The sequence below is a fragment of the Eisenbergiella massiliensis genome (genome assembly GCF_003435485.1).
Window position 1 is genome coordinate 145,233 of the sequence record NZ_QVLV01000007.1, and the last position, 12,495, is coordinate 157,727.

Annotated in this window: 13 protein-coding genes and 1 other RNA gene; 2 read left to right on the forward strand and 12 right to left on the reverse strand. The window is 45.3% G+C overall.

From position 1 onward, the window contains the following. Positions 1-138 precede the first annotated feature (138 nt). From DXC51_RS12080 to rnpB, 3 genes are all read right to left on the reverse strand, one after another. Positions 139-1,002, reverse strand: a complete 864-nt coding sequence (locus tag DXC51_RS12080) for a S1 family peptidase (RefSeq protein WP_117544675.1) — start codon at positions 1,000-1,002, stop codon at positions 139-141. Positions 1,003-1,634: 632 nt separating this feature from the next. After that, a complete protein-coding gene (locus DXC51_RS12085; RefSeq protein ID WP_102289572.1) occupies positions 1,635-2,096 on the reverse strand; it encodes a GNAT family N-acetyltransferase in 462 nt (153 codons plus the stop codon). Between the two features lie 94 nt (positions 2,097-2,190). After that, an RNA gene (gene rnpB, locus DXC51_RS12090) (RNase P RNA component class A) lies at positions 2,191-2,579 on the reverse strand. Between the two features lie 188 nt (positions 2,580-2,767). On the opposite strand from rnpB, the gene DXC51_RS12095 reads away from it, so the two are divergent. Beyond that, the gene (locus DXC51_RS12095) at positions 2,768-3,469 is read left to right on the forward strand and encodes a gamma-glutamyl-gamma-aminobutyrate hydrolase family protein (RefSeq protein WP_025491381.1); all 702 of its coding nucleotides are present in this window, start codon (positions 2,768-2,770) and stop codon (positions 3,467-3,469) included. A 223-nt stretch (positions 3,470-3,692) separates the two neighbouring features. On the opposite strand, the gene DXC51_RS29285 is transcribed toward DXC51_RS12095, so the two are convergent. The 4 genes from DXC51_RS29285 to DXC51_RS12110 form a co-directional block, all read right to left on the reverse strand. After that, entirely contained in the window at positions 3,693-3,962 is a 270-nt protein-coding gene (locus DXC51_RS29285; RefSeq protein WP_408608864.1) for a DUF7010 family protein, read from the reverse strand. A 156-nt stretch (positions 3,963-4,118) separates the two neighbouring features. After that, positions 4,119-5,339, reverse strand: coding sequence for a condensation domain-containing protein (locus tag DXC51_RS12100; protein WP_025491380.1), 1,221 nt, complete (start codon positions 5,337-5,339; stop codon positions 4,119-4,121). Then, the gene (locus DXC51_RS12105) at positions 5,326-5,610 is read right to left on the reverse strand and encodes a hypothetical protein (protein WP_025491379.1); all 285 of its coding nucleotides are present in this window, start codon (positions 5,608-5,610) and stop codon (positions 5,326-5,328) included. Before DXC51_RS12105 ends, DXC51_RS12100 begins: the two co-directional genes overlap by 14 nt. Beyond that, positions 5,600-6,151, reverse strand: a complete 552-nt coding sequence (locus DXC51_RS12110; protein WP_025491378.1) for a TetR/AcrR family transcriptional regulator — start codon at positions 6,149-6,151, stop codon at positions 5,600-5,602. Before DXC51_RS12110 ends, DXC51_RS12105 begins: the two co-directional genes overlap by 11 nt. A 228-nt stretch (positions 6,152-6,379) precedes the next feature. Between DXC51_RS12110 and DXC51_RS12115 the strand changes: the two genes are divergently transcribed. Beyond that, positions 6,380-7,066 (forward strand): Dph6-related ATP pyrophosphatase, encoded by a 687-nt coding sequence (locus DXC51_RS12115; RefSeq protein ID WP_044916422.1) that lies wholly within the window; start codon positions 6,380-6,382, stop codon positions 7,064-7,066. An 82-nt stretch (positions 7,067-7,148) separates the two neighbouring features. On the opposite strand, the gene DXC51_RS12120 is transcribed toward DXC51_RS12115, so the two are convergent. From DXC51_RS12120 to DXC51_RS12140, 5 genes are all read right to left on the reverse strand, one after another. Next, positions 7,149-7,910: a WGR domain-containing protein gene (locus DXC51_RS12120; protein WP_025491376.1), complete on the reverse strand. Its 762-nt coding sequence runs from the start codon at positions 7,908-7,910 to the stop codon at positions 7,149-7,151. A 267-nt stretch (positions 7,911-8,177) separates the two neighbouring features. Beyond that, on the reverse strand, positions 8,178-9,062 hold the full coding sequence (locus tag DXC51_RS12125; protein WP_025491375.1) for an SPL family radical SAM protein: 885 nt from the start codon (positions 9,060-9,062) through the stop codon (positions 8,178-8,180). A 57-nt stretch (positions 9,063-9,119) separates the two neighbouring features. Continuing rightward, positions 9,120-10,814: a nucleoside kinase gene (locus tag DXC51_RS12130; protein WP_021639832.1), complete on the reverse strand. Its 1,695-nt coding sequence runs from the start codon at positions 10,812-10,814 to the stop codon at positions 9,120-9,122. 9 nt (positions 10,815-10,823) lie between these two features. Then, positions 10,824-11,606: a Nif3-like dinuclear metal center hexameric protein gene (locus DXC51_RS12135; RefSeq protein ID WP_025491374.1), complete on the reverse strand. Its 783-nt coding sequence runs from the start codon at positions 11,604-11,606 to the stop codon at positions 10,824-10,826. A gap of 61 nt (positions 11,607-11,667) precedes the next feature. Next, a complete protein-coding gene (locus DXC51_RS12140) occupies positions 11,668-12,483 on the reverse strand; it encodes a class I SAM-dependent methyltransferase (protein WP_025491373.1) in 816 nt (271 codons plus the stop codon). Between the last annotated feature and the right edge of the window lie 12 nt (positions 12,484-12,495).

A 12,495-nucleotide genomic window follows, 5' to 3' on the forward strand; every position in this document is an offset into this window, starting at 1 on the left:
CATCCTCTATATTTTGCCCCGTTTTCCTCAACTTGTCAACTCTCATGCATGCCCGAATTCGTGAACTGATAATAAAACGCAATAGTTCCACACATATTATAAAATTTATGTTAATTCCAGCTTTTCCCATCAGGCGGCTTAATATTCCTCAGTGTTCCTCATTCTTCCAAATACTTCCTCATATGCTTCATTTACCGTCTCCATAGAAAGCGCCGCCGCGTCATTTCCACTGCCGCCCCCCAGCATACCCACAAAATTTCCATTGCCATCAAAAACACCGCCCCCTGACATTCCGGGTTTTGCCTCACATTCCAGGACCATGATATCGCTTCCAAACTCCTCGCGGAACCATGCCTTATCCTTTAAAACAGCATGTCTGGCCTCATCTCCCACGCCGTCCTCAGAGCATCCCAGCACCACAAGGGGACTTTCCGCATCCAGAGTATCAAAAATCCTCTGATGCAGACTGACCACCAGCATTGTCTTTTCCGCTGCATCAGAGGAAGCTCCATTCACTTTTTCTTTTTCCGGTAAATCCTCCGGCACTACTACAAAACCAATATCCTTAACCTGACATAGGCCCTCCGTCTTCCCGGAAGTCTCCCTTCCGTCCGGAAGAACCACCCGGAGCAACTCCCCTTCTTCCAGCAAATGTCTGCTGGTCACAATAACTATCCCTTCCTCTGTAACATCCCAGATCACGCCGCTTCCGAAATACTCTGCACCGTTTCCCTGCACATCCAGCCGGACTACGCTTCGTTCCGCCTGTTCCTGTGCCTTTTCCACATTTTCACCATCCAGGCTTTTTGCAAACCCTACGTTGTTCAACCCGGCACCATCACCAACAATCGTGCCTTCAGCCGCTTCCTGACTCTCCACCATAGTTTCCTTTTCAGAATTATTTTCTTTTTTATTTGCACAGGCCCACGGAGTTACCATAGCCGCTGCTGCAGTGAAAGCCAGCAAAATCCAGAAAACTATAGTTTTTATTCGCTCCTTCATTAATTACCTGTTTCCTCCATTTTTATTATAGGTATGTGAGACTGTATATCTTAATGTATGAGGCTCTTGCAAGCCTCGACGTATTTACTTTTTCTCATGATTATCCATATAGTCCATTTCAATCCACGAGGCTCTTGCAAGCCTCGACTTTCAGGGGGAATGCGGTTAGGTGGTAGTATAAATTTCAATCCACGAGGCTCTTACAAGCCTCGACATAACTAACCTCGTAACAAACACAAATTTTGAGGGATTTCAATCCACGAGGCTCTTACAAGCCTCGACACTCTCGGCTTTCAACCGGATTTATTATATGTAATTTCAATCCACGAGGCTCTTACAAGCCTCGACAGCAATACTATACAACATCTATCTTATAAAGCCAAGTAATAACATCCTCATTATACAACTCTTCTAAAAAATTGTCATTATTATATTACTTTTTATTTGCATAAATCTCCATACTGCCAATTTTCAAGTGCGAATCTCCCGGCGAAATAATGTGCACTTATAATTCGCACCTTCCCAAATTTATAACCCCACTTAACACATGTAGGAATACACACAAATAATTATTTAATCTTTCTGCTCCCCCGGCCAACAGAAAAAAGATTATCAAACTTACCAAGGCTACCTCAGTTCAAATTTTTCCGGAACCTGTGCAGCACAAACCGCTGTACCGGATAATCAAATTCCATACACAGTTCCTCCGGCACAAAATTGAACCGCTGATATAATGCTCTTGGTGCAATTCCTTTTTCATCCCCTTCGCGGTATGTCGTAACGCTGATATCAACATCCGGCATAAGCCGGAGCATTTCCGAAATCAATGCGGATGCAACGCCCTGACGGCGGTATTGGGGATGGACCGCCATACAGGAAAGGCAGTGCTGGTTGGGCGAAAATAATAAAATACCAACAATATTTCCGTTGTCCTTTACGCAAAGAGCTGTCTGCCGGGCGATATTCTTAAGAAGTGTTTCCGTATAATCAGCAATTACAAGCCCCGGAAAGTCGTCAGCTACCATATTAACAAGTCCCAGCCAATCTGAAACACAGGCTTCATCGGCAAATTCTGCATGATATTGTTTCTTCATATATTTTACTTCCTCCTTTTAAACTCAGCCCATCCATACAAAAAAGAACAGAGCGTGGTGTACGTATATATCACCTGCCTGTTCTTCTGATAGGAAAATAAGCAAAACTGTAAGCCGGGTTATGTCGAGAATAATCATCTATCTAGTACTGCTGTTACCAGCAGTCTCAAGCGACCTACCTGAAAGCAGGCCGGGCAAGCCTGTTGCTCTCTGTTTGGTCTTGCTTCGGATGGGGTTTACATGTGCCCCGCCTGTTACCAGACGGGCGGTAGTCTCTTACACTGCCTTTCCACCCTTACCGGGGTCTGCACCCCAAAGGATTGCTCCTTTCCGCCAAAGGCGGGGCGGTATATTTCTGTTGCACTGGCCTTGGAGTCGCCTCCACCGGACGTTATCCGGCATCCTGCCCTGCGAAGCCCGGACTTTCCTCACCTGTCGCATCCCAAAAGGAATACGGACAGCCGCGATTATTCATCTTACTTATTTTCCTTTCAATACTATACCTTTTTTCTTCCACCTTGGCAAGTGCTAAATCAATGAAGAAAAGTCATTCCGCAGGGCAAATATAACCATTCTGCCAAAAAAGAAAGTTGACAGTCCAAAAAGCAGGGCTTAGGATGATAAAGGAACACATACCGCAAATCTAAAACTAAAAAAACACAGGAGGATTTATGAAACCTTTTATCGGACTGACTCCTTTATATGATGATGATAAAAAAAGCTACTGGATACTTCCTGGCTATATGGAAGAAATTGAACATGTCGGAGGAATCCCGGTAATGCTGCCTTTAACTGCGAACCGGGATATGCTGGAAAATATTTTATGCCGGATAGACGGGCTCGTCCTGACCGGCGGCCATGATGTGAACCCTGCGGTCTATGGGGAAAAGACAGAGGATTTCTGCGGAAGGCTCTGCCCGGAGCGGGATGAAATGGAGCTGGCCCTGATACAGCGGGCGCTTGAAAAGGATATGCCGGTGCTTGGGATCTGCAGGGGACTTCAGATCATGAATGCCGCGCTGGGAGGAACCCTGTATCAGGATTTAGGCGCTCAGAACGGTACCAAGACGGACCATGATATGAAAAAGCCCTATGACCGGGCCGCCCACAGCATAAACCTTGAAATGAAAGCGCCTCTTTTCGGACTGCTGGGACAGAAAAGTGTGGGTGTGAACAGCAGGCATCATCAGGCAATCAAGGATCTGGCGCCTTCTCTTAAGAGCATGGCGACCGCGGAAGACGGAATCATAGAAGCTGTTTATGTTCCTGATAAACGGTTTTTCTGGGGCCTCCAATGGCACCCGGAACATTGGGGCGACAACGAAACAAGCGTAAAAATATTACAGGCCTTTGTCAACGCCTGTAAAAACTGAGCATCCATAAAAAGGGGCAGGATAAAAGGGACGGCAGTTTCATATATATAGCAGATCCCATATGACAGCCATTTCATTAAAAACTATATATGGCAGAAAGTAAAAATATTACCATAAAAACAAGTCTGATAATATATGGTAAAAATATTGTGAAGCATTTTTTTCATTAACAATCCCAGTTTATCATACCAGCGAAACTGGGATTTGATAAAAAAGTGAACGTTTATTTACTTTGCGTTTCTTGCATAAGTTTTTTGTTTTCAATAAATAAACATCCTGTAAATACTATTTCATAAAGCAACATAAATAATGCAATAATATCAGGAGAGCATGTACATCCTATAATTAAAACACTGATTGTTACAATTATCGAAGAGTACATATAACTTTTGGATTTATAGAGCCAACCAAAAGGCAGTAAGTGACCGCCGAAAATCATTGCTAAAACCATAAGCATTTTCTCTGGTACTGCTGAATATACCAAGCAGACAATTAAATATAAAGTATTTCATTCAATTTAAAAAGGAAGCCTACTTTATTTAATGGATTGTCATTGCGCATATACTCAAACGCTTCTGTCATTTCCTTTAAAGACATCATTTTTACCTCCTGAATATTCACAACTGCAGACAATTTGTCACTTTGTTAATCAACTCCGCACAATTAAATTTGACACGCATACTTTCATACGGCTATTCACCGTTAGAACTCCCCAAGTTGTTTTATTGGCAGGCGAAGCAGGTGGTATAAAAATAGCTTCTTCAATTATATTGCTTTTGATTTTTCCTAAATTGGTTATGCTATAACCATTTTGGGAACCATATCCAAACATATTTCTTCCTACAAATGCTCCTGCTTTACTTCCAAACTCTCCTAATGTAGATATTGCAACAGCATCAATCAGCTCCGGGTGCATATGTATATAACAGGCAAGCACAAGCATTTCTTTCTGTGGGTGCTGACATATATTTGTGACAAGTGACGCTACGCGTTTTGCAAGAGAAATCACATTTTCCTCTTTCTTTTTCACAAAAATGCTAAAAGCAGTAGAATAATTTCCCATTGCCCCTTGTCTGTAACATTTTGTCTGATTACGAATATCGGCTGCAATAACCACCTTGTTTGTATTCTCTTCCAACATCATCTTTGCAATCAGCCAGTCATTTACAGTAACATTATGTTGTTTGCATAAAGTCAGTATTTTTTCTAACTCCTGATTGCAAACGGTGAAAATTTCCCGTTTCATTTTGTGTTTTTGAATATAGGCTCTTTCAAATGCGCTATATTTCTCATACATAACTTGTTGCCCCTCTTTTTTCCATCTTCTATTTGCGTCGCCTATTATCAATTTACTGATAAGAGGTAAATCGCTGTTTGAGGGAAGATCGTTTAAGCATTGAATTAAGCGTTCCGGGGCAAATTGCGGTATTACTCCGTTAGCATAATGCTCTGCAAATTCTTCTGCCAGTTGTAGAAGCCCTCTGCCGTCACACAAAAGATGGTGGGCGATAAAAAGTATTTGAAATTCATTTTCCTTTGGATAAACCACTACTTTTAGCAGACATTCATTCATGACATTCCACCCACGGACAGATATTTCCTCATAATCCTGTTGCCACAAAGCAGCTTCTTCTTTTATCATTACAGGAATATTCATATAATCTTGTATTTGATAATAAAATCTGCCAGTGTCCGTTTCCTCTGCAATTAAACTTTGCAGAAACGGGTGCGCTTTTTGAAGAGTGTCTATGCTTTGTTTTAGCCGCCCTTCATCATAATTGCTTTCTATTTTTGCCATAATCCCAAAGTGCATATTAGGACACATAAAATGCGCACGTTCTGTATACACATAATTTTTAACCGATTTCATATTTTTTCTCCAAGTCATTATTTTCCCGCATAGCAATATCATTCAACACCTTGTCCTGATGTGCTTCAATGGCTAACAAGATTAACAAAACAGCAAATACGGCTCCTGCCAAAAACAAAGTAATTGAAGAAAGCCAATGCCACCCTGCCACCCAAAATAAAATACCAGTTACAAATAATACGCCGATGAGTTTCATCATGGTAAGCCCCGGTTCAAGCATATTCAGTTTATATTTATAGCGGTTATCATAGTCCATATTCTTATGTTTCATTTGCCGAACCTCTCTTGTTTTCATTGTGGTATAATTTGAAACTGGCACATGCTTCTATAAGTAACTGCCTTATTTCTCCGGGCGCAATGTTCGTTGTGTTCGTAGAAACAATCGTTGCTATACCATGCGTAAATATCCATGTTTTCACAAACACTTCCGGTTCAATCGGAACAGGAACGTGCTTAGCCAAATCGTAAAGGCTTTCAAGTCTTGTTCCGCTATCTGACATACATAGTAGATGGAACAGATTTTTTTCATTTTGAGCCAGTTCCACATACTTTAGTCCCATGCTTAAAAAATAGGGGGTTTCGGTATCAAAAGGCTGTTGGAGCATGGTTTCTTCAAATAGTTTTTGCGTTCTTTTGTAAACTTCTTCCTTCAGTTCTTCCATGTTGCGAAAAGCATGAAACACTGGTTGAGTAGAGCATTTTAATTCACTGGCAAGCAAACGTGCGGTTACTTTTTCAAAGCCATATTCTTTTGTCAACTCAAATGCTTTTTCAATAATAGCTTCTCTGGGTATCTTAACTTTTGGCGGCATAATATTCTCCATAAAATAACTAAGTTATATATCAATGTTATTATACACTGCATAAAGATTCTTGTCAATTTATCTGGCTGATAGTTGACGCTTTGGTGCCAAAATGACGCCCGAATTTCCTATAGTGATATAAAACAATATGGGAAAATATTGAAAATGGTAGAAAAATTTATAATATGAGTGATACAATATAATCCAAATCGCTAAATCAATATTTGTGAGGGAATAATGAAGAAAGCATATTTTAACTGGAGCAGCGGGAAAGATTCCGCGTTAGCTCTTTATAAAGCCTTGCAATCGGGAATATATGATGTGCAAGCACTGTTCACCACAATAAAAAAAGATGGCTCTAAAATTGCTATGCACGAGATTGGTATAGAACTGCTCAAACAGCAAGCAGACTCTATCGGGATACCGTTAACGATTTTGGAGTTTGATTTAACTGCTCCATCAGACGAATATAAAAAGTCGATGGAAATGCACATAGAAAAACTCAAAGAGAAACAGCTCAACATCGCACTTTTTGGTGATTTATACCTGGAAAACTTGAGAAATCAAAGAATTGATAATTGTAGGCGACAGGGTATTCAAGCCGAGTTCCCATTGTGGAATAGTAAGCCGAGAGAATTGTTGCAGGAATTTATATCATTGGGCTTCAAAAGCATCGTAACTTGTGTAGATGGCTCTATGCTTGACGAATCTTTTGTTGGTAGAGTAATTGATGAATCCTTCCTGAATGATTTGCCCGACTATGTAGACATTTGTGGTGAAAACGGTGAGTATCATTCTTTTGTCTTTGATGGACCAATATTCAGGAAACCGGTTGAATTTGAAATAGTAAGCCGATACTACAGAGATTATCCAAATGAGACAAATACAATGCTGAACAGGTATTGGTATCTTGAGCTTAGATAATCTCCTCCGCCCAATTCCAATTTACCAAGCATGCCTTTTGCCAACATAGCGAATCGCACGGCGGCAAACGGTATATGTACAATCAACAATCACGATTTACAAATCGTTCTAAATCCCGTCTCATGATGGAAATATTATATGGTGGTTCCTCTTTATCCCAATTCCATAAGAGACGGTACATTCTTTCCATGCGCATAAGCGACCGGAACGCCAATACCTGTAATGCCCCGTCCAATTTTCCCATAATTTTAATCTGACCGAATACAGTCGCAAGGATAACCTGGTCTGTCTGCAAAAGTGTCTGATCACCTTTCAGTCCATGATAAGTTTGTGCTGCCTGTGTTTTCAGTTCGTCATCCGTCTGCTCCGGTTCAGGCGGCAAATAGGTTAAGTTCCACTCTTTTACGATTAATAATTCAGGGAAATCAGCAACACACATTTTGGGCCGTTTCCGTACAGATTCCTCTAAAAAATGCAATGTGTCATTCCCTTCATCACTGCCAAAAGGAGCTTCTTCATCGCCGCAGTCATAATACAGTTCTTCAGAAAAACAGGCCCGGAAAACAGGGTGGCTGGTCAGGGGATGTAAACCATATTCCTCTGTATCAAAGTAAAGGTGATGCACTGCGTCAAAGTCCTGCATGTCCGTGTAGCCCTTTTTTTCTTTAGACCGCACAAGCTTAAATGCCTGCTTCTCACATTCATCCTCTGTATCAAAATCTTTGATTTCGTAACGTCCTGTTGTGCCGGTTTTTCCCCAATTGATTACCAGTTCACAGCCTGCCGTTTCTATGCGCCAAAACTTGTCCGATTTTTCATCCGTATATCGTAATGCCTGCTGCATATCCTGCCCTCCAAATCTGTTCGCCTCCCCATCGGCTCATGGGGATTTGCTGCGTACGCTTTCTCCGCCTTAGATAGTCTTCAGACTCGCGGCAGAGTTCCCAAAAAACCTGTTGTTCATCCGCAATCTGCCCGAAGAAGATATTTTCCTCAGTGCAGACTCAGGTTCCTCATTTGCATATCATTATCTCTTCGTTGGAACCGGATGTATCGGTTATTTGCGATGACACCGGATACCCATTTTCATATCATTGCCACGACCACACTGTCAGGTAAAGTCAAACAACGACAGCTGCTCTCCCGCCAGCTTATCCTCAAAGCGGTTCATATAAGCAAAAATCCGATTCGTATTGTTTTCAATCCCGTGCTGCGCACAGGCTTTCCTGACCAGCCGCATAAGAGAGGCCTGGCTGGGGGAGGGTATCTCATAGGCATTCCCGTAGGTTTGTATGTATTTTTGCTTCATGCCCGGAAAATGCTCGTCCAGCTTGCGGTAAAAATACTGCCTGTCGCCGTCCCTGAGGGTCACTCCAATCCCGAAGGTCAGTATTCCATAGGTTTTTGCATGGATGCAGTAATCCAGTATGCCGTGGATATTTTCCTCCGTGTCATTGATAAAGGGAAGGATGGGCGTCATCCAGCAGACGGTGGGTATGCCTTCCTCCCGCAGGATATCAAGGACCTCCGCCCTCCGTTTTGTGGTGCACACATGAGGCTCCAGCTTCCGGCAAAGCGCCTCGTCATGGGTGGTAAGCGTTATCTGGACCACGCATTTTGTTTTTCGGTGAATGCTTTTGAGCAAATCCAGATCACGCAGTATGAGATCGGATTTTGTCTGGATGGCAAGGCCGAAGCCGTATTCGTCTATCAGCTCCAGACAGCGGCGGGTCAGTCCCAGCTCTTTTTCCAGAGGGATATAAGGATCGCTCATACCGCCTGTCCCAATCATACAGCGTTCCCTTTTCCTGCGCAGGGCAAGCTCTAAAAGCTGTGGCGCATTCTTTTTGATCTCGATATCCTCAAAAGGCCGGTCGGGATGAATCTGGTAACAGGTGCTCCTGGCATCGCAGTAAATACAGCCGTGGGAGCAGCCCCTGAACAGATTCATGCCGTTTCCGGCTGAAAGAATTGATTTTACATTCACTTCAAACATAACCGCTCCATTCCGGCCGCCTGTTTCTTCCCCGGGCAGGCAGCCCTCACGGCTTGTCTACACCCGGAAGCAGCTGCCTCCGACGAATTCACGTACAATGGAATTATTGGGAAGGTTTTCACTGCTCACGCCCAGGAAATATTCCAGGAATTTAAGCAGGCGCTTTGCTTCAAAATATTCCGGCTGATCCTTCCTCACGCTGTAAAGCAAAGGCTCTGCAAACTGCTTCAGCACCGCCAGTTCGTAAATCAGGGCAGAGTTGAACATGGCGTCAGCGCTTTCCTGGAATGGGAAAATATTTTCCTCCTCCCCTCTGCGCACGGAGGACCACATCCGCAGGGTATGGGTGGCGGAAGCGCCTCTTGTCCTGGCATCCCGCACCATGCGGCGGATCAGGCGGCTGTCCGTCGTTGCTATCCGGTTATGATCGTCCACATTCAGGCTGGTGAGGGCGCTGATATATATTTTATATTTGCTTTTCAGAGGAAGCGAATGGGAAAGCCTGTCGTTCAGGCCGTGGATGCCTTCAATAACCAGAATATCCTCCGGCCCGAGCTGCAGATAATCCCCTTTGTATTCACGAAGGCCTGTTTTAAAGTTAAAACGGGGCATTTCCACCCGTTTTCCCGCCAGCAGATCCGACATATCCTGATTGAATTTTTCCACATCAATGGCTTCCAGACATTCGAAATTATAGTTGCCCTCTTCGTCCAGCGGCGTCTTATCCCGGTCTACGAAATAATCGTCCACCGCGATGGGATGAGGTATCAGGCCATGGGTTTTCAGCTGGATGGCAAGACGATGGGAAAAGGTGGTCTTTCCTGAGGAGGAAGGCCCTGCAATCATGACGAATTTCACATTTCCGCGCCTGACGATATCTCCCGCAATTTCCGCAATCCTGCGCTCCTGCCGCGCTTCCTGGACCAGGATCATTTCCGCCAGATCGCCCTCGCAGATCTTGTCATTGAGATCCCCCACGGTTTCTATCTCCATCTTTTCTCCCCAGTCGTTGGAACGAAGAAGCGTATGGAACAGCTTTTCCCTGGGTTCAAAGGGAACCAGGGTTTCCGGTTCGCTCCTGTCGGGAAGCATCAGCATCAGCCCCGCTTTATAGGGGATCAGGTCAAAATATTGCAGATATCCGGTATCCGGCACCATATAGCCGTAGTTATAGTCATAATAACCGTCCAGACAATAGACATTGATATAGGAGCCGCGCCTGTAACGGAACAGCCTGACCTTATCCTCCATTCCCTGGGCATTGAAAATCTCGATTGCCTCGTCCGTGGGATAGGCTTTTTTACTGATGGGAAGCCTGCGTTCCACCAGCTCCCACATTCTTTTCCTGACCTGCTCCACGAAGCCGGCCTCTATCTGGCCGTCCTCTTCCCCGTCGGCGCAGATTACCTTTTCAGCCAGTTCTCCCCTGGGAATGCAGTAATAGCCCCTGCCGATGGAAAATTCCACGGAAACCTTGCCCGCCCTGGGGGAGCCGGCGATATCACTGATGGCCTTGATAAGAAGCATGATCGCACTGCGGATGTAGGTGTCGTGTCCCACCCTGTCCGCCAGCGTCTGAAAGGTAACGGCAGCATCACGGTCCACCGTTTTGTGAAGCTCTTTGATTTTTCCGTTGGCTATGGCAAGAATAATCCTGTGATCGTATTCTGCCTGATGCTCCTGTGCCAGTTTTTCATAGGTCACACCGTTTTCATATTCCCTGCATATCCCGTTTACCGTTACTTTTACCATAAATCGCTCCTATTCATACCAGAAGGGTTCCTGCTGCCTGGCTGTCAGCAAATGCAGCTGCGGCAGCTCCCTGCTTAAAAATTCCTTCATATAGGGGACAAAAATCTGTTCCAGCCCGTAATGTCCCGCATCTATGATAGTGATTCCCTGTTCCAGCGCATCTATACCATCATGATGACCGATATCCCCGCTGATAAAAACATCAGCGCCCGCGCGCACTGCCTGGGAGATATAATCCTTCCCGGAGCCAGGCACCACAGCCGCCTTCCTTATTTTCTGTTCCGCCTCTCCGAATACCCGGACAGTTTCCAGATCAAATATTTCCTTCACATAGGCCGCGCACTCGCGCAGCGTCATCTCCTCCGGGAAAATGCCCACCCGGCCGATTCCCTCCTTGGACAGCTCATCCTCAAAGGTAGTTTCCAACACCGTCCTGTCCGCCAGCGCCAGGCGGTCCGCCGCTTCGTCCGCCATTCCCATCACATCAAAATTGGTATGGCAGGCATAGTAGGATATATCATTTGCAATCAGCTTGATAATCCGCTTTCCCGTAAAATTCTCCGCCGTAATCCGCTTCATCGCAGAAAAAATCATGGGGTGATGGGTCAGAAGCATATCCGCTCCCGCCAGCACCGCCTGATCGATGACCGCGTCCGTGGCGTCCAGCGCAATCATAACCGATTCCACTTCTTTGTCCCTGCTCCCCACAAGCAGCCCCACATTATCCCAGCTTTCCGCAAAGGAACGCGGGGAAAGCTCTTCCAGCTTCGCCATTACCTCACTGCATTTCATGCGCCCTTCTCCTTATGTTTGCCGCCGCATCCCCCGATACGGCTTACCTGGCCGGGACGGTTCATTTCATTATGCCAATCAGCTGCTCCAGCAATTGCCCCTCCTTCGCAAGCTGTGCAAGGCGTCCCGCCGTTTTTTCTTTTTCCGGCGCCCCAGCCTCCCCGGCAGATGCGCTGTCTATCCCGGCACTTATCTGCCGGTTCTTCCTGAGGCTCTCCTTTAAATATTCCAGCAGCACAGGATTTTTCTCCAGAATCAGGCGGGAGCCGAAAATATCCGCCGCCCTTTCCCATTCATCCGATGAAAGCAGTCCCTGGGACTTACATTCCTCCAGAAAGCGTTTTTCCTGCGCCTCCAACGTTTTCTGGCAAAAACCTTCCGGCGGGTTCTGCAGGTTAACAGCCTTTATAACGGTATAGAATTTGCCCTCTTCCCAGATCATATTCTCTTCCGTAATAAAATATCCGTTCTTTTTCAAAGCCTCCCTTACCAGCCAGGCCTCCGACTGGGGCTGGAGAATGGCCCAGCGCATCTGTGCAAGCTTCTCGCGGCCCTCCTCCATGATCTTCACCATGAGGCGGCCGCCCATTCCCGCAGCCAGAAGCGTATCCGCTTCCGGCCTTCCCCCGCGACAGGGAAGGCCGGAAATTCCGTCGGAAAGCCTCACGTCTATGTATGCAGCAAGCCCGAATTCCTCCACGTGCTCCCTGGCCCTTTCCAGAGGGCCTTCATTAACATCCATGGCAAACACGCGGGGGCAGACGCCCTCCCGGATCAGGTATACCGCCACATACCCATGGTCACATCCCACATCCGCCGGGATACTTCCTTTTTCCACCATGGATGCGACCATATGAAGTCTTTTTGACAATTCCATATTCTTTTTTCC